Source organism: Kribbella sp. NPDC023972 (assembly GCF_040639075.1).
Classification (GTDB): Bacteria; Actinomycetota; Actinomycetes; order Propionibacteriales; family Kribbellaceae; genus Kribbella.
Map to the genome: position 1 here is coordinate 879,450 of NZ_JBEZZH010000001.1, position 21,293 is coordinate 900,742.

Here is a 21,293-nt window from a genome sequence, read left to right on the forward strand (position 1 = left end):
TGGATCGCTGAGGCCAGCGGTCCTGGGGGGTTACCGGTAGGTGTCGCCGTAGTAGCCGCCGAGGCGGGTGCGGTAGTCGTCGTTGATGCCAGCGTCTTCGTCGTACTCGGGGGCGTCCTTGATCTGTTCCTTGGTCCGGTCCACGTAGACCTTGCGCTCCTCGGTGTCGACGCGGTCCACCACGCCGGCTGGCAGCAGCACCTTGCGGCCGAAGATCCACGGTCCGGTGTCGACGACGAGACCGGAGGCACCGGCTTCGTAGGTGGCCTGGTCGACCTTGCCGATATCGCCGTCGAGGGCCGCGATCTTGTACCCGACCAGGTCCAGCCCGGACGAGTAGCCGGTGTCGGGCCGGTAACTCCAGGGATCAAATGCGCTCATTGTCATCGTTGATCCCTCCTTCCGTTGCGTACAGGATGAAGCGGTGGCAGGGGGAGTTCACCTGAGGGACGTCAGGTCTGCCCTCAGCCGAGCGGGTCGGCGTCTGGCCGGCCGGGCAGGTCCGGGTTGGGATCCAAGTCCGGCTCTCGGTCCGGATCGGGCGCCGGCATGTCGGGGTCGATGTCGGGCTCCGGGAACGGCCCAGTGGGGTCATCGGGGTCCTGCGGGAAAGGTGTCGACATGACAGGCCTCCTTTCGCAACTTGAGTCACCTGTACCCGCTTCCACGCATCGGCAGCGCTGCCGTGGTCTGTGGGTACGTCGCATTCACGCCGCTCGATCCCTTCAGCCAGCTTGACGAGGTCATGGGTGCAGCGACGCGCTGAGTGGTTGTACGAGCCGATGCAGGTGACCAGCGCCAACCGGGGCTACGAAGCACCGTGGAACAGGTCGGGGCGGCAAGGCTCCGTGCCGGTAGGTCCGGCGAGCCACAACTCGGTACCGGCGTCCACGAAGCCGGGCAGCGCTAGCCGGATCGGGGCAATGGCGGCTTAGCGTGAGGAAGCGAGCAAGGGTGCGCTGGTGGGGCTGCGTTCCGCAGGTGTTGAAGGGCAGGCTGCCGAACCTCTCAGCCATCACCGAGCGGCATGCCGATGGTGATCGTCCACGAGCAAAGCGATCGGCGACCGTGAGCGGTCAGTGCAGGGTCGGCACGTATCTGAGCAGCTGCATGCGCCCGTCAAAGGTGCGCGACGTGACCAGCTCGAGGTCCAGGTCGGGCCAGTCCGCGAAGATGGGCTGCAGGCCGGTCTGGCCGGTGACCACGGGGAAGACCACGAGCTGAAGGGTGTCGACCAGGCCCTCGCGAAGCAGCACCTTGTTGAGAGAGATGCTCCCCATCGTCCGCAGAGGGGCCGAGTTCTCCTCCTTCATCTGGCGCAGAGCCGTGACGGCGTCCTCGGCGACCACCTGCGTGTTGGCCCACGTCAACGGCGGTTTCAGTGTCTTGGAGAACACGACCTTCGGAATCTCGGCCATCCGCGCGAAGGTGGGATCCTCTTCCTCGGCCACAATCTGCGACATCGTGCGGTAGGTGTTCGCGCCCATCACGATGACGTGGTCCTCGGCCAACGTCTCCTCCAGCCACGCCATGAGCTCGGGACCTTCCTTGCCCCAGTAGCCCGGCCAATCCTCAGCGGCGGCGAAACCGTCGAGGCTGCTGAAGAGGTCGATGGTCAGCGTGCTCACGGATGGAACTCCCGTCTACCCGAACGCGGCCGGACGTGCGGATCCATCGGTCGCCCGGCGTCCCCCTGCAGTGCCGGGACCGTCCAAGACCGGGCCTGGCTCCTCGTACCTGGCTACCTCATGTGCCCACGGCATTCAAGATCGGCGACGACCAGATGCGCGGCAGATGGGTCGCATCGGTTCCTCGCGACAGCGTTGTAGCAACGAAACGCGCCTGCGAGATCCTGTCGGCATGGTCACTACGAATGCAGAACGCTTGGCGACGTACGAGCGGCGGACCGGGTGGCTGCTCACTGTTGCCGCCGTGCTCTTTCTTGTTGTGTACGCGTGGCCGATCCTCGACCCTGACCTGCCGATAGCGCTGGTCCGCGCCTGCTCGATCGCAAACATCGCGATCTGGGTCGGGTTCGGCGTCGACTACCTGGTGCGGTTGGCGCTGGCGCCCAGCAAGCGACGGTTCGTCCAGGCGCACATCCTCGACCTGGTGGTCCTGGTTCTGCCGCTGTTGCGCCCGTTGCGGGCCTTGCGGGTGGTGGCTGCCCTCGCGCGGATGAATCGAGCATCGCTTTCTTTCCGGGGCCAGACCACGATGTACGTCGTGGGCGCCGTCGCGCTGCTGGGTTTTGTCGGCGCCCTGGCCGTGCTCGATGCGGAGCGAGACAGCGAGAATGCCAACATCGCATCGTTCGGCGATGCCCTGTGGTGGGCATCCACGACCATCACGACAGTCGGGTATGGGGACCGCTTCCCCACGACCGCGGAAGGCCGCATCGCCGGCGTGGCCCTGATGATCGGCGGAATCGCACTCGTCGGCACGATCACTGCCGCCCTGGCGTCATGGTTCGTAGAACACATCGGCTCGGTCGAGAAGGGCAATGCAGAAACGCTGGACGAAGTCGCAGGCCTCGTGGCGGAGCTGAGGGCCATCCGCACCGAACTCGCGGCGGATAAGGACACTGGTCAGCCTGAGAGTTGAAAGAGGCCGGTAGTGCTTTCCGATGTCAGTGGCGAGGTTCGTTGCGGTCGGCCACGAATTGCTCATGACGAGTCCGCTACCGGTGAGCTGGCTCGGCTTCCTAAGGGCAGGATCGGGTGATCGCCTCGGCGGCGTCGTGATCGGCTGCGGTGATCGGGAGCGCGTACTTGCGGGCGACCTGGAGGTACCGCAGTACGTAGGTGCATCGGTAGCCGCGGTTGAGGGGCATCCACTCGCCAGGTCCAGCGTCGTTCTTGGACGCGTTGGCCGGCCCGTCTACAGCCAGCAGGTTCGCGGCCTGGTCGTTGGCGAAGTCGATGCGCCGCTGCATGGGCCAGCGGGCCGCGCCCATGTCCCACGCACGGGCCAGCGGATACAGGTGGTCGATCTGCACCTTGCTCGCGGCGGCCTTGCGGAACTCGACGCGGCGACCGGTGTAGGGCTCGGCGGGAAGGGTGCCGGCGATGATGACGCATCTGGAGCGACCGCGGTACTGCACCGCAGTCAGTTGGGCCGTGAGTACGTCGTTGCGCGTGTCGCAGCCGTTGTGGCCACCGCGGCCCGCGTGGTCGTCGGTCCAGGCCTGCCCGAACTGGTCTCGCTTGTATCCAGGCACATCGGGCCGGGCGGCGATGACACGGATGCGGCGGAGTTCGGCAGAGATCAGCTTGGCCGTGCCGGCCGCCGGCTGAACGGTGACGGGATTGCTGGTGGGTGTGGCTCGAGGCGGTGGGTTCGACTCGGCCGGGTCGACGCCGGCTACCGGATAGGCGCACCCGGCAGTCGCGAAGCCGAGCACGATCAGGGCAGCAAGTACGGTGCGCATCCCGCGACCTTAGGGTACGGCTGACCCGAATCTCACCCGCCACACGTAGCGGCTCAGCCTCATCTCAGCCGCTACGCAATAGGGCTCTTCTGAACCCACATGTGCCCTGTCCCCTAACGAGAGCAGACCGGAGGGGACGGGGCCGGTGTGGCGTCATGGAGGCCATATCCTCGCCGATGTGGACGACCAGGGGGCAGTCGGTGGGTGAGGCCGTGGTGGGCTCAGGCAAGTTGGCGAAGCCGTAGGCCCATCACCGCGAACCAGGCGAGAAGCACGGTGACCAAGCCATAGAAAGCCACTTGCCCAAACGGTGAGAGCGCCGCTGCGACCGCGACGGCCAGGGGGATGTTCAGCAATGAGTACAGCCAGTACCCCTTCCAACCTGGCGCGCCCCGCAAGGCCAGTCCGCCGGCGACGAAAGCCACTGCCGAGCCCAGCATGAGAAGGAAAAATCCCAAACCGTGAAGGTTGCCATGCCAACTGGCCGGCTCTCCTGGCAAGTCAGTGACGAACGCGCTGAGAGCCCCAGACAAGCCGACCGCCGCGAGGCCGACGGTGGCCACCAGACCCGACCAGCGGTGAACGAACTGAGTGCGCAAACCTTGGGCGAAGATGACAGCAAGCACGCCGAGGACGAGGAAGTTGAGTGATTGCAGAAGTCCGTAGTCGCCAGTGCCAAAGTGCTGGGGTAGTTCACTGTGTTGTCGTCAACGACCGTCCAGCCCGTTCGATGTAAGAAGTCCCATTCGAGCCAGGTCAGCAGGACGACGACGATCGTGAAGGCTGGATACATCGCCAAACCGGCGGTTCCAGCTAGCCGCAGGCTCCGATGACTGGCAACGGGATGCGCTGCTGCGCGCAGGTAGCTTTGGGTACCCATCGCGGCTCCCTCTTGGCCGCCTGACGGCGGCTCTTCCTCTGACGTTACGCCTGATCCCACGCGCTGCAATGAGCGGCCGGACACTCGGTGGGCAGGTGGTCACCGAGATCGTCGAGCAGGGGTTCTGTGCATGCTCGGCGTGGGAATGAGGGCTCAGGAGGCCTTGGGGGCCTGGTGGCGGAGTTGGTCCAGGAGCACCGGGTCGAGTTTGCCTGGCACTAGGCGCTCCTCGAAGTTTTCTGTGGACGCCCAGGTTTCTAGGGCCTCGAGCAACCGGGCACCGTCGGCGGTGGGATAGCCGAGGGTTTCCAGGGCTCTGGCTACCTCGGCGGCCAGCTTGCCTTCCAGTGGCAGCAAGCTCTCTGGAGTTGGCTTGCCGAAGTACAGGTCGTGGAGGTCCAGTAGACGGCGGAGTTCGTCGATTGGCGTTGGGTGGTCGTCGACGCGCAGGTCGATGGCGATGTCGAGGGCGCCGCCGTACGCGGCCCCGGAGCGCCACACGCGGAGTGCCGCGCTCTGGCGGCCTCGGCGGTCTCCGCCGGCCTGGTCGCCGGCCGTCAGCGCCGCTACCAGTCGCCGCTCGAATGCCTCACCGGCGCGCTCCTTCCAGGTGTCGGCCATGGCCGCCACCACCTGCGGGCCGGCCAGGATATTGCCCTGGATCGCGAACCCGTCACCGGCCTGGCCGCCCGCCCAGTCCAGGCAGGAGGTGCCCGTGAAGGTTGCGCCTCGACCTTGGGCGTCGACTACGCCGACCTGGCGGTGCTCGCGCTCGTTGTCGGACTGGGTCAGCTGTGCCACTACCTCATCAGCCGAAACACCGTCGGCGAGCAGATCGAGACCGTCTGGCCCGTACGAGGGGTTGGCCATGGCCTGGGTGGCGACCGCGCCGGCGCCGGCCCGGCCCCAGGGCACCACCGCGCCCACCGCCAGGAACTTCGAGGCGACCGCGATTCCTGAGGAACCGGAGTCCGGATCGAACGCCACGATTGAGAAGGTCATCGCATTCTCCAGCCTGCCGGATCCGGCCGGCCGTTCGTCCGATGGTTGAGGACCTCCTGGCGCTGGAGATGCGCCAGGAGGTCCTCGCCGTCAGTAAGGATTCGTCGTCACGGCTGGGTCACCGTGTCGACGATCAGGGAGCCTGCGCCGACGGTGACGCCGGCGTCGGTCTGCACGGTCAGGGTGCCGGTGATCTTGCGGCCCGCACCCGGTTCCCCAGTGACGGTCAGGGTCGCGGTCGGCGTCCATGACGAGCCAGAGGGGTGGCTGGCGTCGGCGTCGTTGCTGGTCAGCGTGCCGAGCGCCGGCGACACGTAGGAGTCGACGAGGTCGTACGCCGTACTGCCACTCGGCACTGAGAAGCCGTCGACCTCTATCCGGTAGAGCGCCGCCGGTGGGTTGGTGAGCGTCACCTGCTCAACAGCCGTCGCGCCGCCACTGGATCCTACGAGCACGCAGGTAGGCGCGCAGCGGAAGACGAGCAGATCGATGTCCGCCCGCAGATCGGACGCGTTCCCGGTCCGGATCGTGTACGACGTAACACCAGCCGGCAGGGTGACGTCGAAGGTCTGCGACGCCAGGTGCGCAACCGTTGGACGCTGGGTCTGGGTACTGGCCAGCGCGCCGCCGCCGACGAGCCGGCCGGTGAATCCGGCGAGCTGGTTGGTGACCGTGTAGTTGCGGACCTGCGGCGTACCGATGGTCGCGGACGACACCACGTCCGGGTTCGGCGAGATCGCCGTACCGAGGACAGTCGCGGTCAGCCCGAACGGCGCCGAGAGTACGTCGGAGGTACGGCGTGCCTCCACCACGAGCTCCCAGACGCCCGGCTGCGGGTTCACCACCGTGCGACTGTGCGCTGTGCCGTTGGCGCAGCCCGAGCCCGCGTCCGGGTCGTAGCAGCTCAGGCTCGAGGTGCTGTCCAGCGGCAGGCCCTGTGGGGTGTACCGCAGGAACCGGATCTGGCCGGCGCCCGCGCCGGCCCCGCCGCCGGTCAGGTCCACCTTGAGCGCGCTGGCGCCGACAGGCACGCGGACGAAGTAATGCCGAGTGGCGTTGCGGCCGATGGTGCCGCTTGCCTGGAACGTGTAGGCGTTGGCAGCCGTGAGGTCGTTCGGCACGAACACGGCGTTCATGGTGATCAGGTCGACGCCGCGTGTGGTCGGGTCGTCGAGCTGCAGTACGGCGGAGTGCGCGCCGGGACTGAACGGATTGACCTGTACCGAGAAATCGACCGGCTCGTTCAGCGGCAGATTGACCTTCGCCCGCGAGCTGAACGCCCCGTCGTTCCCCACCCATCGCACCACGTGCGGAACCGGCTTGGCCGGCCCGCTGGTCCGGGTCAGGGTGTACGTGCGGTTGTACTTCACCCCGAGTGTGACGCCCTCGCGATCGTGAATGCCGACACCGACGTTCGGCGTGGCCAGCTGGTCGCTGAGCACCGTGTTCACCGGCACGGTCGCGGTGATCGCGTTCGGCCGCTGTCCGGCGCGAAGCTGATCCCAGGCCGCCGGCACCGCGAACAGGCCGGTGCCCTGCTCGTACGCGCCGAGCTGGGGCTGATAGGCAGCGCTCGAACGGATCGCGCTGCGCAGCGCGGCAGCGGTCGGCCGGCTGCCGAAAGTGGCCTTGTACGCGCTGACCAGCAACGCACCGGCGCCGGCGGCCTGTGGGGCGGCCATCGAGGTGCCGTTCAGCATCGAGTAGCCGGGCGGCAGGGTGTAGGTGCCGGTCACCGGACCACCGGGCTGCCACAGCGGCGTGGTGGAGATCGCCGCGCCCGGCGCGACGATGTCGGGCTTGAAGCCGCCGTCCTCACGCGGGCCGCGCGAGGAGAACGGGTGCAGCCCCTTGTCGTTCAACGGGTCGGAGCCGTAGTTCGACAGCCAGGTCGCCCTGGTGACGTACGACCCCACGCTGATCGAGTTGGTCGCCACGGACGGGTCGCCGACGGTGTTCGCGCCGGCGCCGCTGTTGCCGGCCGAGATGAAGATCTGCATGTTGAACTCGTCGATCGTGCGGTTGTACAGCAGCGCGCGGGCGTTGTTGCCGTCGTTCAGGCCGGGCAGGCCGCCGATCGAGATGTTGACCACGTCGGCGCCGTTGTGGGCGGCGTACAGAACGCCGTCGACCAGGCCGCTGCTGGTGCAGGACGAGGTGGTCAGGCAGACCTTGACCGCCATCAGCTGCGCACCCGGGGCCGCACCGCTCATCGCTCCGCCGAACAGGCCGTTGGCGGAGGTGATGCCGGCGACGTGGGTGCCGTGCTGCGCGCCGGCGATGCCCAGGTTGACGACCGAGCCCGCATCCGAGTTCGGGTTGTACACGGATCTGTCGGTCACCACCACGAACGGGACGCTCTCCTTGACGGCGGTCGCCGGGTCGTCGGTGCCGAGGTGACCGGCGTCCCGATTGACCTTGAAGTCGATCATCGGGGTCTGGTCGGTGAAGTCGCCGTCCTGGTCGATGTCGACGTACACCTGCTTGGTGGTGCGGTCCTGCAGTACGCCGATCGACTCGGCGGTCACGCCGTCACGGTCGATGTCGCCACCGAGCTCACCCTGGGCGAGTTCGCCGGCCGCCTCACGGAGCAGACCGAACGCGTACGGTCCGCCGGTCGCGGGTGCGGTCCAGGTACGGCTGCCGGAGGTGAAGGTGCCGGTGAATCGTCCGGTGGTGCTGATCCAGGTGGCATCACCGGAGGTCGGAGAGTTCGCGTTGTACCAGTCGACGATCTTCGGCTGGCCCGTCGTTGTGGTCTGCAGCGCTGGGACGTCGAGGTCGACACCCGAGTCCAGGATCGCGATCGTGGTGCCGCGGCCGTCCCACTGCGGGTTGGCCATCGCGAACTGCGCAGCCTGGGTGTCGCCTGTGGGCAGGTAGGGGTTGATCCGCGGGGTGTTCGCGTCGGGCGGTGTCTGCGGGGTCGGCTGCTGGGCGCCCTCCGGCTGCGGGTCGTCGATCGGGACCAGCCCATCGACGTCCACTGCCTCGATCGAGCTCAGCCGCGCAGCCTGCTCGGCCTTCCCGGTCGGGATCTCCACCTTGAGGTAGTCGACGGCCCCATCGGACTTCAGCACGACGCCGCCGAGGGCGCGCAGCTGACCGGCGGCAGTCGACAGCTTGCCGGGTTCCGCGGCGACCAACAGTGTCACTGTCTTCTTCCCGGCGGACTGGGCCGCGGCGATCCTCGCCCGGTCCGCCTCGCCGAGGTCTTTGTCGGATTTCGGATCCGGCCGGCTCGCCGCCGCGTCGGCACGGTCGATTCCCCCCGGTTGAGCGGCCGCCCCTGGCAGCGCGGCGAGAGTCGCGGCCGCCAACCCGAGTACGGCGGCGAACACGGCAACAGGCCGAGCCTTGGTACGACGTTCGGCGCCATGTTTGGTACGACGCTTGGCGCGATGCGCAGGCGTATCCGACAGAGTCATGATCCGGTCCCTCCCCTGGCCCGATTGAGCTAGGAGCAGTGCACTCCGTCCCAGCCAGGTAGCGCAATAGCCTGAGCCTTGTGACTCTCCGCAGTCACGGTCCAGCCCTGACCCAAGTTATCTCACCCTGTGTGCCCTATCTGTCACACAACGGCAGTATCCCCGCGCCCCAGCCGGTGATTGCTCGGCGGGCGCTTGCGCGCTGGGGCCGGCTTGGGCCTCGGAGGAGTGGTTCCGAAGCGATTTTCGTAGGGGGTACGATAATGCGGTGTTCGCGCATGCCGTGCCGATCCTGCCGTGTCGGTCTATCGATGATGTTCAGCCGTTTTATGAGGCACTTGGGTTCGTCGTGGGTTATCGGCAGCTGCGGCCCAACCCGTATCTGGCGGTCAGTCGTGACGAACTGGATCTGCACTTCGCCGCGGTGCCTGGGTTCGTGCCGGAGGAGTCGTACGGGAGTGTGATCTTGGCGGTCCCGGACACCGGCGCGGTCTACGAGGAGTTCGCGGCCGCGCTTCGATCGGCGTATGGCCGGCTGCCGCTTCAGGGGATTCCGAAGATCACCCGGCCGCGGCGGAAACAGGGCACCCCGGGTGGCTTCAGTGTGGTCGATCCCGGCGGCAACTGGTTGCGGATCACGGCCAGGCAGGACGAACCGGATGAACCGGTTGCCGAGGGCCCCTTTGACCGGGCGTTGCGTACGGCCGCCCGACAGGCCGATGCCCGTGGGGACGAGACGAACGCGATCGCCGTCCTGGACGCCGCGCTCACCCGCCACCCAGACACCACGGCGGCCGAGCGGCTTCCGGTCCACCTCTACCTGGCCGAGCTCCTCATCCGCACAGGCGACACGACTCGAGCCCGCGCGCTCCTCACCGAACTCTCCAAGGTGGCACCCGCTGAGGTGGCCGACCTGACCACCCAACTGCCATCCCTCTGACGTCAGCGCCTGGTCCGGAGGAATGCGACGTCGCGAAGCGAATGGTCGTTGGCGCAAGCAGAACCCTAGAGGGCGCCGGAGATCGCCTTCTTGCGCAGCTCGGAGCGGTAGGCCTCGAGTGCGATCAGCTCGCCGAACATCCGGTTGTAGTCGTCGGCCCGGTCGATCGGGTTGGTCCGTTGCAGCTTGGACTTCAGGTCCTGGATCCGCCGTGCACAGGTCAACTCCTGCAATCGAGCCAGCAGCGCCAGGGCGTACGCCTCGTCCGGTTCGCGGCCGAGCCGGAGCGGGTCGACGGCCAGCGCGCCGACCACCGCCGCGGCCGGATCGTTGCCGATGGCATCGCGTACGGCGACCACCCAGGCCTCACCGGGAGCCGCGGAGGCCGGACCGCCCGCCTTCGCCATCGCCGCGCGGATCGCGGCCAGCCACGGATGCGTGAAGTCGTGGTCGTCCAGCTCGTCGAACGCGACACCCACCAGCGCCGGATGTTGCATCGCGACCTTCAGCACGTCCCACTCGATCACGAACCGCTGGTCCCGCGGCGACGGCACGTCGACCCGTGGCGGTGGCGGCGGAGCCTCACCCTGTACGACGACCGGGTGCGACCGCTCGTTGGAGACAGCAGGCCGCGACGCCGCCCGGTACACCTCCGAGCGAACCTGGTCGACCTCCATGCCCAGATGCCCGGCGAGCTCACGGGTGAAGGCGTCCACCTTCGACCGGTCGCGGATGCTGACCACCAGCCGAGCCGCGTCCCGCAGTGCGTCGATCCGGGTGTCCGCGCGGTCCAGGTCGTACTTCGACAACACGTTCCCGAGCACGAACCGGTACAGCGGGACCCGCCGGCCGATCAGCTCACGCACCGCCGCGTCGCCCTTCTGCAGTCGCAGGTCGCACGGATCGAGCCCGTCCGGCTCGATCGCGACGTACGTCTGGGAGGCGAACGCCTGGTCCCCCGCGAACGCCTTCAGCGCCGCCCGCTGGCCGGCCTCGTCACCGTCGAAGGTGAAGATCACCTCGCCGCGGAACTGGTCGTGATCGAGCAGCAGCTGACGTAGCACTCGCGCGTGATCGTCGCCGAACGACGTACCGCAGGTGGCGACGGCTGTCTGGACGCCGGACAGGTGGCAGGCCATCACGTCGGTGTAGCCCTCGACGACGACCGCCTGGCGGCCCTTCGCGATCTCGCGGCGGGCGAGGTCGACGCCGTACAGGACCTTGGACTTCTTGTAGATCGGGGTCTCGGGGGTGTTCAGGTACTTCGCTTCGATCCGGTCGTCGTCGAACAGCCGCCGGGCTCCGAACCCGATCACCTCCGAGGACGCGTCCCGGATCGGCCACATCAGCCGGCCGCGGAATCGGTCGTACAGCCCGCGCTGGCCCTCCGCCGACAGCCCGGACGCGACCAGCTCCGCGTTGCTGAACCCGCGGCCGCGCAGGTGGTTGGTCAGCGCCTCACCGCCGCGCGGCGAGAAGCCCACGCCGAAGTGCACCGCGGCGTCCTTGTCGAATCCGCGCTTGTCCAGGAATTGCCGTCCCAGCTTCGCGTCGGCGGCGCCGAACAGCTGCTCCACGTAGAACTCCGCGGCGACCTTGTGCGCCTCGACCAGCCGAGGCCGCTGGTTGCCGGGGCCGCGTTGCATCGGCGCACCGGAGTCGTCGTACCGCAGCTGGATGCCGACCTTCGCGGCCAGCGTCTCGACCGCCTCGTGGAAGGTGATCTGGTCGATCTTCTGGATGAAGTCGATGACGTCGCCGCCCTCTTGGCAGCCGAAGCAGTAGAAGAATCCCCGCGACGGGGTGACGTTGAACGACGGCGACTTCTCGTCGTGGAACGGGCACAGACCCTTGAGCGACCCACCGCCGGCGTTCTTCAAGGTCACGTACGAGCCGACGATGTCGTCGATCCGGGCGCGCTCGCGCACCAGCGCGATGTCCTCGTCCTTGATCCTGCCTGCCACCCCGTAAGCCTACGATCATCTCCAAGCCATCCGCCCCACCGGACGACGATCTGGGGAAAACTCCGTGCCGAGAACCTTCCGCGAGGGCCAGCGCGCCGAGCTGTACGTCGTCGACGCGAGCACCGGCGACCAGCGTCTCGTCCACAGCTCGTCCACGCTGCTGTTCGAGGCGCCGGGCTGGTCGCCGGACAGCACGTCGTTCGCGTACGTCGCTTACCCGCTGGATCAGACCTCGGACAGGTCCACCGACGAGTCGGCGAGCCGCGCTGGGTCCAGCTGCTTCTGCGAACGGATCAGGTCCTGGACGGCGTCGATCGCGCCCCAGGTGTTGACGTGCATCCCGGCCAGCATGCGCCGGTCGTCGTCGAGCCAGAAGGCGAGATACGCGCCCGACGCCGGATCACCGCGCAGCACCACCTGGTACGACGTACCGCGCGGAACGTCACCGGCGTACTCCATGCCCAGGTCGTACTGATCGGTGAAGAAGAACGGGATCGCGTCGTGCGCGACCTCCTGGCCGAGCATCGCCTTCGCCGCCGACTTCCCGGTGTCCTTCGCGTTCTGCCAGTGCTCGACCCGGACCGGGCGGCCGAACAGCGGGTGCTCCCACCGGACCACGTCACCGGCCGCGTACACGTCCTCCGCCGAGGTGCGCAGGTCCGGGCCGGTCACGATGCCGGAGCCGTTGTCCGGGGTGGCGACCTCGATACCGGCCTCCGCGGCCAGTTCGGTGTTCGGCTGAACGCCGACGCCGACGATGACCAGGTCGGCGGGGATGACGTCTCCGTCGGAAGTCCGTACGCCGGTCACCTTGTCGGTGCCCTCGAATCCCTCGACCCCAGTGCCGAAGCGAAGGGTCACGCCGTGCTGCCGGTGCAGATCGGCGAACAGCTCACCGACCTGCTCCCCGAGGACGCTGGCCAGCGCGGTGGACTGTGGCTCGACCACCGTCACCTCGCAGCCGCGCTCCCGGGCAGCCGAGCCGGCCTCGAGCCCGATCCAGCCGGCGCCGACCACGACTACTCGCGGCTTCGCGGCGTACGCGTCGGTCAGGGCCTGTGACTCCTCGGCCGTGCGCAGATAGTGGACTCCGGATAGGTCGGCACCGGGTACGTCGAGGCGCCGTACGCGGCTGCCCGTCGCGATGAGGAGTTTGCGGTAGGACAACTGTGAGTCGTCGTCGAGCGTGACGGTGTGGGCCGCGGTGTCGATGCCGGTGACGGTCGTGCCGAGTCGCAGATCGATGCTGTTGTCGTCGTACCACTGCTGATCGTGCAGCTGGGCGACCTCGGTCTGGTCCTTGCCGAGCAGGACGCCCTTGGACAACGGTGGTCGCTCGTACGGCAGCTTGGCCTCGCTGCCGATCAGGACGATGCCGCCGGTCCAGCCGTCGTTCCGGAGTTCCTCCGCGGCGGTCGCACCCGCAAGGCTCGCGCCGACGATGACAATCTGCTCTGCATCGGTCATGCGCATGACTCTAGTGGTCGAGCCCTTGTCGCGCGCGCGACTCATCGCATACCTTTCGCAAGACATCATACGTCCTATGTCCTGCCAGGAGAGCCATGCGCATGAAACCTCGTCTCGCAACCACCGCCCTGCTTGCACTGGTTCCACTGCTGGCCTCATTCGCAGCACCTCCGGCCGCCTCCGCCCGCCTCGCTCCGGACTCACCGGTCGCGGCCTCCGCCGTACCGAGGCCCGACGCAGCGCCGCCACCTGACGCCGCGCCGAGATCTGAGGCTGTGCCGGCGTCTGAGGCGGTGCCGGCGTCTGAGGCGGTGCCGTTGCACGAGGACAACGTGCTGTTCCAGCAGAAGACGAACGGGTACGCGTGCTTCCGGATCCCGGCGATCGTGCGGGCGACCAACGGCCTGGTGCTGGCGTTCGCCGAGGGGCGGGTCGCGGACTGTGGCGACGACGGCGACATCGACGTCGTACTGCGGCGATCGATCGACGGCGGCGCGACCTGGGGCCCGCTGCAGGTGGTGTCCGAAGGCAACGGCAGCACGCATGGCAACCCCGTTCCGATTGTCGACAATCGGACTGGCCGGATTGTCCTCGTCACCACCCACAACGGTCCGGCGCCCTGTATGAACGGCTGCGACCGCGACCCGTACGTCCAGACCAGCGACGACTTCGGCGCGACCTGGACGACGCCACGCGCGATGACCGAGGGCAAGCTGCCGAGCTGGAACTTCTGGTACGCGACCGGCCCGATGCATGGCATCCAGCTCGAGCACGGTCGACATGCCGGTCGTCTGATTGTCGGCGCCAGCTTCGAGACGTACGACGGCGTCGGCCCGCACGTGTACGGCACCCACCTGCTCTACAGCGACGACTCCGGGCAGACCTGGCACATCGGCGCAACCACCTCCCGCGACGACGGCGAGGTGATCGCCCAGGAGGTCACCGTGGCCGAACTGACGGATGGCCGGATCTACGCACTGGCCCGTGAACGCGGCACCGACCCGGGAAGTCGCGCGTACGCGATCAGCGGCGACGGCGGCGAGACCTTCGACCGGCCCTTCCGGACGCTGCCCCGGCTCGTGATGCCCGACGTCCAAGGCTCGTTGCTTCGCTTCAGCTCGCGGCCGGATGGCGATCGGCGCAACCGCATCCTGTTCTCCGCGCCGGCGCATCCGTCCGCGCGCGAGGTGATGACCATCCGATCGTCGTACGACGAGGCGCGGACGTGGGAGAGCTGGAACGAGGGCAAGGTCTTCTACTGGGGGCCGACGGCCTACTCGGACATGGTGCGGCTCCACGGCGACCAGGCGGCCCTGCTGTACGAGGCAGGCGACTGGACGCCGTACGAGACGATCCGGTACGCGCGGTTCAACGAGGCCTATCTGGAGACCCCGAACGGCACTCCCCCTGGTATCCCCGGGCCGCCCGAGCCTGGACCGACCACGCCCGACATGGGTCCGGCCCACAATCCGGCGTACGTCCGTGGTGGCGCGACCGTTGCCGAGGGCAAGTTCGGGACCGGGCTGGCGCTGGACGGGGTGGACGACCGGGTGGAGGTGCCGTTCGACCGGTCGATCGACCTCGGCGCGGAGGACTTCACCCTGACCTCGTGGATCAAGTACGGCGCGACCACGGGAGCGCACTCGATCCTGTGGGGTTATCGGGTCGGCTCGGGGACGACACCGGCGTTCTGGCTGCGCGCCGAGCCGGAGAGCAAACGGATCCGGGCGATGCTGATCATCGACCGGTTCACCGTCAGCGTGCAGTCGTCGTCGGCCTACAACGACGACCAGTGGCACCACGTGGTGCTGCAGCGGGGTGACGGCAAGCTGCGACTGCTGATCGACGGCGTCGAGGTGGCGTCGGCCGTCGCACCGCCCGGTTCGGTCACGGCGGGCAAGGAGTTCGGTGTGCAAGGCATCCACGTCGGCCAGCGACTCGACGGGGTCAACCGCTTCCGCGGCACCATCGACGAGGTCCGCGTCTACCGCCGCGCACTGTCGCCCGAGGAGCTCGACCAGCTCCGTCTCACCAACAAACCCATCCCCTCCCAGCTCGGCCTCAACCTCCCGTTCACCTCGGTGGGCTGACGACCAACCCGCACGGACCTGGCACCTCCAGACAACCGACTGTTGGGCCAGGTCTGGCGGGTTCAGGCGACCAGTTGGGTGTGCCAGGCCTGGGCCGAGGGGTCGGTGAGGGAGGCGACCTGATCGACGATGACGCGTAGGCGGGCGTTGTCGTCGGGCGCCTGCAGGAAGTCAGCTCTGAGGGGCGCGTCGAGATGCAGTGGTGCCGTCTTCCACAGCGCGTCGACGAGCTCGGTGAGGAGTTCGCGTTGGGAGGCGCGGCGGGCCTGGCGTTCCGGGGAGTTGAGGACGTGGAACATCCCGACCCCTTTGAGCAGGCCGATCTCCACCCGGATGCCGTCGGGGATGATCAGGTCCGCCTCGTAGCGGATCAGGCGGGATCGCCCGAAGACGGCGTGCGTCGCCTGCTCGGCCGCTGTGCAGAAACGCCCGATCAGCTGACTGGTCAGGTCCTTCAACCCGCCGAGCGCCCGCCGGCTGTCGTCGAACGGCGAAGCTGGCCAGTACGGCAACCGGGTCAGCCGCCGCCAGCCCTCGTCCAGCTCCTCGTCGGTTGCCTCAGGCAAGTACAGCTCGCGGACGATCTCCCAGTACGGCGCCCGCTCCGCACCGACCGCCGCCAGGTCGATGTGGTGGGCAACGATTCCGTCCTCGACGTCGTGCACCGAGTAGGCGACGTCGTCGGCGAAGTCCATCACCTGCGCTTCCAGGCAGCGCCGGTCGCCGACCCCCTGACGCAACCACTCGAAGACGGCGAGATCGTCGTCGTACACGCCGAACTTCCGCTCTCCCAGCCGCCGCGGCCACGGGTACTTCGTCGCGGCGTCCAGCGTGGCCCGGCTCAGGTTCAGACCGACGCTGCGGCCAGCCGGGTCGAAGGCCTTCGACTCCAGCCGGGTGAGCAGGCGCAGCGTCTGCGCGTTCCCCTCGAACCCGCCGATCCCCGCCGCGGCCTGGTCGAGCGCCCGCTCACCGTTGTGCCCGAACGGCGGATGACCGAGATCGTGCGACAGGCAGGCCGCGTCGACGATGTCCGGATCGCAACCGAGGGTCGCCGCCAATTCCCGGCCGATCTGCGCGACCTCGAGACTATGGGTGAGCCGATTCCGGACGAAGTCGTCACTACCTGCTGTCACGACCTGCGTCTTCGCGGCCAGCCGGCGCAAGGCGGCACTGTGCAGTACGCGCGCACGATCGCGAGCAAAGGCCGTCCGCCCCGGCCGCTTGACCGGCTCGGCTACCCACCGCTCGGCGTCATGCTCGTCGTACCACTCATGTTGCTTCCTCATCAAAGCTCACAGTAACCGCCAGGACCGACAGTTTTGTGAACAACGCAAAGGGAACAAAAACGCGAGGACCAGGTCGAGACGGCCGCACCGGCTCCGACGTCCCGATCATGACCGAGAAGAAGCAACGACAGGAGGAAGTCATGACGGACGTCAGCACGACCGCGAGCCTCCCGCCGATCGTCGACCGGGAAGCCTTCGAGGCGGAGAACGACACCCTCAGGGTCCGGGAGAAAGCACACACCCACGAAGGTGACGCGATCGCCGCCGCGCGCAGGCGTCTGCCGATGGTCGAGGTGGACCCGGACACCGAGCTGATCGGACCCAACGGACCGCTCACCCTGCTCGACGCGTTCGAGGGCCGCCGGCAGCTCATCGCCTATTACTTCATGTGGCACCCCGGCCACCCCGCGGCCGAGCAGTGCCAGGGCTGCACCTGGTGCAACACCCACGTCTCGGAGCTGTCCTACCTGCATTCCCGCGACATCACGTACGCCGTCTTCTGCCAGGGCCCGTACGACGAAAGCCGGCGGTACGCGGACTTCATGGGCTGGACGATGCCGTGGTACTCAGCAGTCGACTCGCTCGACACACTCCTTGTCGGGCGGGTCATCGGCCGGATGCACCTCGTCTGCTACGTCCGCGACGGCGACCGTGTCTTCGAGACCTGGTGGACAACCGTCCGCGGCGTCGAGGTGATGGACAATAGCTACTCGCTGATGGATCTCACCGTGTACGGGCGCCAGGAGACGCACGAGGACTCACCCGAGGGCTGGCCACAAGACTGGGAACCCGGCGGCCTGACCGCGAACGGCCGTCCCATCTCCCACTGGTCGCGCCTCGAGGCCGGCCGCAACGACGACCTCACCGCCGACCACTGACAGCTCTGTCAGGCGGGATGGGCCCGTAGGGCAGCCAGGAACCAGCGGAACACCGGCGCCAGCGACGGCGGCGGTTCCGAACCGTTGACCACGGCGAGCAGATACCAGTAGCGCTCGGCCAGCGGGTCGGACGCGACCTCCAGCCGGCGTACCAGGCGAGCCCGGTACGCCGGACTGTCCGCCTCACCGAACGTTACGCCGTACTGCGCGATCAAGGCAGCCAGCACCGGCTCAGCCGCAGGAGAATCAGGCGCGATGCCGTCGGAGATGGCTTGCTCGACCGTGCGGCGGACGAACCGCCGACCGCAGCAGCTCGACCAGCTCGGGATTGGCGTCCAGATCACCGAACGCCTCGTCGATGAAATCGTTGATGAGGCGGCGCCGTTCCAGGTCGGTCAGCTCTGCCAGCCGGTGCATCAGGTGTAACTCCTCGGGTTGGGAGCCGCGCCGCGCCACCGTCCGCAGGACCGCCCGCCGGATCCGCAGCGCACGGATCTGAACATCCAGCGCATCGGCGTGGGCGGCCGCGATGTCGGGGACCGTACGCTCGCGTTCCAGCACCTGCTGGATCGTGGGCAGGTCGATACCCAGCTCGCGCAGCGTGCGCACCAGCTCGAGCCGGGCCAAGGCGTCGAGGTCGTAGCGTCGGTAGCCGGCCGGGCTCCGGTCGGTCGGCGGCAGCACGCCTCTGTCGGAGTAGAACCGGATCGTCCGGACCGCGAGTCCGGTGCGCTCGGCCAGCTCGCCGATCGACAGAAGGATGTTCGTCATGGCGCCAACTCTGACGTCTCCATCAGGTGGAGACGCAATACCGCAGCCAGACGACTCCGCCTTCGAAGACCTCGGTGTTGACCGGCTGCAGGCCGAACTCGTGCCCTTCGGACCAGCGGCGCCCGGCACCGACGACGACCGGATGGACCAGCAGGGCAAGCTCGTCAACCAGCCCCAGGTCGAAAAGGGCGCCCAGCAACACACCACCGGAGTCGACCCGGACAACCCGAGCGCCACGATCTCCGAGGGTGTCCAGAACCTCGGCAAGATCCACGCGCTCGTAGCCCGTGACGAGCTCGCGGGTCGTGCTGTCAGGCGACCGGGCCGGCGTCTGGTCGGCGTACAGAGCGAGTACGTCGGACCAGTAGCCGAGCTGCCGCAGTACCTCCCACGACCGCACCCGCGCACGGCTGTCGACGACGGCGAGCAGCGGACCGTCCGGCCGCGGACCTGGCTGCAGCGCGGTCCGTACGGCGGTCTCCTGCGCCAGGATCGTGTCGGCCCCGGTCAGGGTGACGTCCTCCTGCCACAGGGTCGCCAGCGCGTAGAAGCGCGCGAGATCCACGTCGAACCCCGACGTCATCCCGTCGAGCGAGACCGCCACCTGAGCCACCACATGAGGCCGCATACCGCCCAAGCTAGGCGCGGCCACCGACAATTCCATGTTGCAGAGTCTTCTCTGCAGAGACTACTCTGCATCCATGCGACGGATCGATGCCCGCAGCCTGCGCGGACTCGCGCACCCACTCCGGATGAACATCCTCGAGGCGCTCGAGCTCGACGGCCCGGCCACGTCGACCACGCTGTCGGCCAGGCTGGGCGAGAACACCGGCACGATCAGCTGGCACCTGCGCCTGCTCGCCGAGCACGGCTACATCGAGGAGGACGTCGAGCGCGGCACCAAGCGGGAGCGCTGGTGGCGGATCCCGGGCCGGACCGTCCTCGACCCGTCCGAGTTCCGTGACGATCCGGAGACCAGCGGCGCACTCGACGTCTACCTTCGTCACCTGGTCGAGCGGTACTTCGACCGCGTCCGCACCTACGTCGACCAGAACTGGCCCGGCGAATGGCAACAGGCCGCCGCGTTGTCCGACTGGCGCGATCTCCGCCTCACGCCCGCGCAACTGACCGCCCTCAACGAGGAGATCGCCGAGGTCATCGAGCGCTACACCACAGTCGAGGCGGACGGCACCAACGCCGAGCGAGTCATCGTCCAACTTCAGTCGTTCCCACGCCCGTCGTCCCCCGCCGACCAACCGGACCGGGAGGACGCCGAGCCGCGCGGTCAGGCCGGGACCGGCCGGTCGTGAGTCTGCTGCGGCGGCACCGGGACTTCCGGTTGCTGTGGATCGGCGAGACGATCAACCGGTTCGGCAGTGCGACCTCGGCGGTGGCACTGCCGCTGATCGCGATCTCGATGCTAGAGGCAACAACCTTCCAGGTCGGCCTGCTCACCGCGGCCGCGTGGGCGCCCTGGTTGCTGATCGGCCTACCGGCCGGCGCCTGGGTCGACCAACGCAACAGACGGCCGATCCTGCTGGCCACCTCGGCCGCATCCAGCGTGCTGCTGGCCGCACTCCCCTTCGCGGCGTGGCTCGGCGTACTCACGATCCACCTACTACTTACCGCCGCCCTCTTGGCGGGCGCCGCGGCCGTCCTCTTCCAGACCGCCTACACCGCCTATCTCCCCACGCTTCTCGACCCCGCCGATCACGCCGAGGGCAACGCGAAACTGCACGGCAGCGCGTCGGCCGCTCAGCTCGCCGGCATGGGCTGCGGCGGCCTCCTCGTCCAGTACGCCGGACCAGCCAACGCACTTCTGGTCGACGCCAGCACCTTCTTGGTCGCCCTCACCTGCCTGGCCGCGATCCAGTACCGAGAACGACGTACGACGGACGGCCGCCGAGCCGGTGGGATCCGGGCCGGGATCACGCTGGTCGCTCAGGATGTCTGGCTGCGGACGTTGACGATCTTCGGCGCGGTCTCGAACCTCGCCCTGATGGGCTACCAGACCATCGTGGTCGTCTTCCTGGTGCGCGAGGCCGGCCTGTCCGCCGGCACGGTCGGCGCCCTGATCGCCGCGGCCGCGAGCGGTGGCATCCTCGGCGCCTTCGCCGGCCGTCGCCTCGCCGCGCGGCTCGGCACGGCACGCGCACTCCTGCTCTGCGAGCTCGGACTCCCCACTCTCGCGCTGCTGATCCCGCTGAGCAGTCTGAGCCCGTGGCTCTACCTGGTCGGCGGCTTCGGCGTCAGCCTGGGCGTGGTCGGCGGCAACGTGGTCAAGGCAACGTTCCAGCAGTCGTACTGCCCGCCGGACTTGCTCGGCCGACTCACCGCCACAGCGTCGTTCGTCAACTACGGGACGATCCCACTCGGCGCACTGCTCGGTGGAACGCTCGGCGAACTACTCGGCCTCGGCCCAGCCCTCTGGATCACCACAGCCGGTGTCCCGCTGGCAGGCCTGGTCCTCGTCTTCTCCCCGATCCGCCGGCACCGTGACCTCCCGACTCACACGCCGGCCGACTCGAGTCTGGCCCGGATGGCCTGACGCGCCTGGACGTACGCCGACTCACTGCCGTGCAGGATCGACGCCAGGTTGGCCGACTCGTAGTACGCGTTGAGATCAAAGGCCAACTGCGCCGGATCCGCCTCGAGCTCACCGCGCTCGACCGCCTCACGCACGGTCGTCTCGATCAGCCCCATCCATTCCAGATGTACGGCGGCCAACGCCTCGTGGACGGCACCGCCGCGAGCGCCGTACTCGTGAGACACCTTGGCGAAGAAGCAACCGCCGGGGAAGACGCGCTGCCGTGAGTACTCGAGCCAGCTCTCGCTCAGCGCCCGGACCCGCCCGAGGCCGGGCTCGACCTCGAACGCCGGCGTGACCACGGCATCCGCGTAGATCCGTCGCGCCGCCCGAATCGTCGCCAACTGCAGCTCTTCCTTCGAGCCGAAGTGCGCGAACAGACCGCTCTTGCTGATCCCGAGCTCAGACGCCAGCCGCCCGATCGACAGTCCTTCCAGCCCATCGACCGAGGCGATGTCCACCGCCCGGCGCAGTACCGCCCGGCGGGTCTGATCACCCCGCACCAACCGCCCGTCGACCTTCTCCACCCGCCGATCCTATTCCGCTTGACCCTGGACCCGTTCCAAA

At 68.2% G+C, this 21,293-nt stretch carries 19 protein-coding genes and 1 pseudogene; 6 read left to right on the forward strand and 14 right to left on the reverse strand.

The features are described from left to right. Positions 1-30: 30 nt before the first annotated feature. The 3 genes from AB0F43_RS03945 to AB0F43_RS03955 form a co-directional block, all read right to left on the reverse strand. Complete coding sequence (locus tag AB0F43_RS03945) at positions 31-387, reverse strand: PRC-barrel domain-containing protein (RefSeq protein WP_360470250.1); 357 nt, start codon at positions 385-387, stop codon at positions 31-33. 77 nt (positions 388-464) lie between these two features. Next, entirely contained in the window at positions 465-623 is a 159-nt protein-coding gene (locus tag AB0F43_RS03950) for a hypothetical protein (protein ID WP_360470252.1), read from the reverse strand. 453 nt (positions 624-1,076) lie between these two features. Continuing rightward, the gene (locus AB0F43_RS03955) at positions 1,077-1,628 is read right to left on the reverse strand and encodes a dihydrofolate reductase family protein (protein WP_360470254.1); all 552 of its coding nucleotides are present in this window, start codon (positions 1,626-1,628) and stop codon (positions 1,077-1,079) included. Positions 1,629-1,860: 232 nt separating this feature from the next. On the opposite strand from AB0F43_RS03955, the gene AB0F43_RS03960 reads away from it, so the two are divergent. Then, on the forward strand, positions 1,861-2,604 hold the full coding sequence (locus AB0F43_RS03960; protein ID WP_360470256.1) for an ion channel: 744 nt from the start codon (positions 1,861-1,863) through the stop codon (positions 2,602-2,604). 100 nt (positions 2,605-2,704) lie between these two features. Here AB0F43_RS03960 and AB0F43_RS03965 read toward each other — a convergent pair whose 3' ends face one another. From AB0F43_RS03965 to AB0F43_RS03980, 4 genes and pseudogenes are all read right to left on the reverse strand, one after another. Beyond that, positions 2,705-3,430 carry an HNH endonuclease family protein gene (locus AB0F43_RS03965; protein WP_360470259.1) on the reverse strand — a complete coding sequence of 242 codons (726 nt, stop codon included), beginning with the start codon at positions 3,428-3,430 and terminating at the stop codon, positions 2,705-2,707. Between the two features lie 221 nt (positions 3,431-3,651). After that, positions 3,652-4,095: pseudogene (locus AB0F43_RS03970) on the reverse strand (DUF998 domain-containing protein); the annotation flags it as partial. 368 nt (positions 4,096-4,463) lie between these two features. Continuing rightward, complete coding sequence (locus AB0F43_RS03975; RefSeq protein WP_360470261.1) at positions 4,464-5,312, reverse strand: DUF1028 domain-containing protein; 849 nt, start codon at positions 5,310-5,312, stop codon at positions 4,464-4,466. Positions 5,313-5,419: 107 nt separating this feature from the next. Then, positions 5,420-8,740: a S8 family serine peptidase gene (locus AB0F43_RS03980; protein WP_360470262.1), complete on the reverse strand. Its 3,321-nt coding sequence runs from the start codon at positions 8,738-8,740 to the stop codon at positions 5,420-5,422. Positions 8,741-9,089: 349 nt separating this feature from the next. On the opposite strand from AB0F43_RS03980, the gene AB0F43_RS03985 reads away from it, so the two are divergent. Continuing rightward, complete coding sequence (locus AB0F43_RS03985; RefSeq protein WP_360470264.1) at positions 9,090-9,680, forward strand: tetratricopeptide repeat protein; 591 nt, start codon at positions 9,090-9,092, stop codon at positions 9,678-9,680. 65 nt (positions 9,681-9,745) lie between these two features. Here AB0F43_RS03985 and dnaG read toward each other — a convergent pair whose 3' ends face one another. Next, positions 9,746-11,644 (reverse strand): DNA primase, encoded by a 1,899-nt coding sequence (dnaG, locus tag AB0F43_RS03990; RefSeq protein ID WP_360470266.1) that lies wholly within the window; start codon positions 11,642-11,644, stop codon positions 9,746-9,748. Positions 11,645-11,869: 225 nt separating this feature from the next. Continuing rightward, positions 11,870-13,111 carry an FAD/NAD(P)-binding oxidoreductase gene (locus tag AB0F43_RS03995; RefSeq protein WP_360470269.1) on the reverse strand — a complete coding sequence of 414 codons (1,242 nt, stop codon included), beginning with the start codon at positions 13,109-13,111 and terminating at the stop codon, positions 11,870-11,872. Positions 13,112-13,212: 101 nt separating this feature from the next. Between AB0F43_RS03995 and AB0F43_RS04000 the strand changes: the two genes are divergently transcribed. Continuing rightward, positions 13,213-15,201, forward strand: a complete 1,989-nt coding sequence (locus AB0F43_RS04000) for a sialidase family protein (protein WP_360470272.1) — start codon at positions 13,213-13,215, stop codon at positions 15,199-15,201. Between the two features lie 62 nt (positions 15,202-15,263). Here the strand turns inward: AB0F43_RS04000 and AB0F43_RS04005 are convergent, their stop codons facing one another. Next, complete coding sequence (locus AB0F43_RS04005) at positions 15,264-16,490, reverse strand: deoxyguanosinetriphosphate triphosphohydrolase (RefSeq protein WP_360470275.1); 1,227 nt, start codon at positions 16,488-16,490, stop codon at positions 15,264-15,266. Positions 16,491-16,630: 140 nt separating this feature from the next. On the opposite strand from AB0F43_RS04005, the gene AB0F43_RS04010 reads away from it, so the two are divergent. Beyond that, positions 16,631-17,368: a DUF899 family protein gene (locus tag AB0F43_RS04010; protein WP_360470277.1), complete on the forward strand. Its 738-nt coding sequence runs from the start codon at positions 16,631-16,633 to the stop codon at positions 17,366-17,368. Between the two features lie 8 nt (positions 17,369-17,376). On the opposite strand, the gene AB0F43_RS04015 is transcribed toward AB0F43_RS04010, so the two are convergent. The 3 genes from AB0F43_RS04015 to AB0F43_RS04025 are packed head-to-tail and all read right to left on the reverse strand — an operon-like array spanning position 17,377 to position 18,767. Further along, entirely contained in the window at positions 17,377-17,595 is a 219-nt protein-coding gene (locus tag AB0F43_RS04015; protein ID WP_360470280.1) for a hypothetical protein, read from the reverse strand. A 19-nt stretch (positions 17,596-17,614) separates the two neighbouring features. After that, a complete protein-coding gene (locus AB0F43_RS04020) occupies positions 17,615-18,139 on the reverse strand; it encodes a MerR family transcriptional regulator (protein ID WP_360470283.1) in 525 nt (174 codons plus the stop codon). A 22-nt stretch (positions 18,140-18,161) separates the two neighbouring features. Further along, on the reverse strand, positions 18,162-18,767 hold the full coding sequence (locus AB0F43_RS04025) for a dihydrofolate reductase family protein (RefSeq protein WP_360470286.1): 606 nt from the start codon (positions 18,765-18,767) through the stop codon (positions 18,162-18,164). Positions 18,768-18,840: 73 nt separating this feature from the next. On the opposite strand from AB0F43_RS04025, the gene AB0F43_RS04030 reads away from it, so the two are divergent. Together AB0F43_RS04030 and AB0F43_RS04035 are read left to right on the forward strand one after the other, a co-directional pair. After that, positions 18,841-19,449, forward strand: a complete 609-nt coding sequence (locus AB0F43_RS04030; protein WP_360470289.1) for a helix-turn-helix domain-containing protein — start codon at positions 18,841-18,843, stop codon at positions 19,447-19,449. Then, a complete protein-coding gene (locus AB0F43_RS04035; RefSeq protein ID WP_360470291.1) occupies positions 19,446-20,687 on the forward strand; it encodes an MFS transporter in 1,242 nt (413 codons plus the stop codon). The genes AB0F43_RS04030 and AB0F43_RS04035 overlap by 4 nt, the downstream gene beginning before the upstream one ends. Here AB0F43_RS04035 and AB0F43_RS04040 read toward each other — a convergent pair. Next, positions 20,648-21,253 carry a TetR/AcrR family transcriptional regulator gene (locus AB0F43_RS04040; RefSeq protein ID WP_360470294.1) on the reverse strand — a complete coding sequence of 202 codons (606 nt, stop codon included), beginning with the start codon at positions 21,251-21,253 and terminating at the stop codon, positions 20,648-20,650. The two genes, AB0F43_RS04035 and AB0F43_RS04040, sit on opposite strands and share 40 nt — an antisense overlap. Between the last annotated feature and the right edge of the window lie 40 nt (positions 21,254-21,293).

Excerpts from the sequence above, each read along its gene's own strand:
- AB0F43_RS03950 (WP_360470252.1), bottom strand. The coding sequence starts at position 623 with ATGTCGACACCTTTCCCGCAGGACCCCGATGACCCCACTGGGCCGTTC.
- AB0F43_RS04000 (WP_360470272.1), top strand. The coding sequence starts at position 13,213 with ATGAAACCTCGTCTCGCAACCACCGCCCTGCTTGCACTGGTTCCACTG.
- AB0F43_RS03980 (WP_360470262.1), bottom strand. The coding sequence starts at position 8,740 with ATGACTCTGTCGGATACGCCTGCGCATCGCGCCAAGCGTCGTACCAAA.
- AB0F43_RS03975 (WP_360470261.1), bottom strand. The coding sequence starts at position 5,312 with ATGACCTTCTCAATCGTGGCGTTCGATCCGGACTCCGGTTCCTCAGGA.
- AB0F43_RS04005 (WP_360470275.1), bottom strand. The coding sequence starts at position 16,490 with ATGAGGAAGCAACATGAGTGGTACGACGAGCATGACGCCGAGCGGTGG.
- AB0F43_RS04010 (WP_360470277.1), top strand. The coding sequence starts at position 16,631 with ATGACGGACGTCAGCACGACCGCGAGCCTCCCGCCGATCGTCGACCGG.
- AB0F43_RS03945 (WP_360470250.1), bottom strand. The coding sequence starts at position 387 with ATGACAATGAGCGCATTTGATCCCTGGAGTTACCGGCCCGACACCGGC.
- AB0F43_RS03960 (WP_360470256.1), top strand. The coding sequence starts at position 1,861 with ATGGTCACTACGAATGCAGAACGCTTGGCGACGTACGAGCGGCGGACC.
- AB0F43_RS04030 (WP_360470289.1), top strand. The coding sequence starts at position 18,841 with ATGCGACGGATCGATGCCCGCAGCCTGCGCGGACTCGCGCACCCACTC.
- AB0F43_RS03965 (WP_360470259.1), bottom strand. The coding sequence starts at position 3,430 with ATGCGCACCGTACTTGCTGCCCTGATCGTGCTCGGCTTCGCGACTGCC.
- AB0F43_RS03995 (WP_360470269.1), bottom strand. The coding sequence starts at position 13,111 with ATGACCGATGCAGAGCAGATTGTCATCGTCGGCGCGAGCCTTGCGGGT.
- AB0F43_RS04025 (WP_360470286.1), bottom strand. The coding sequence starts at position 18,767 with ATGCGGCCTCATGTGGTGGCTCAGGTGGCGGTCTCGCTCGACGGGATG.
- AB0F43_RS04020 (WP_360470283.1), bottom strand. The coding sequence starts at position 18,139 with ATGACGAACATCCTTCTGTCGATCGGCGAGCTGGCCGAGCGCACCGGA.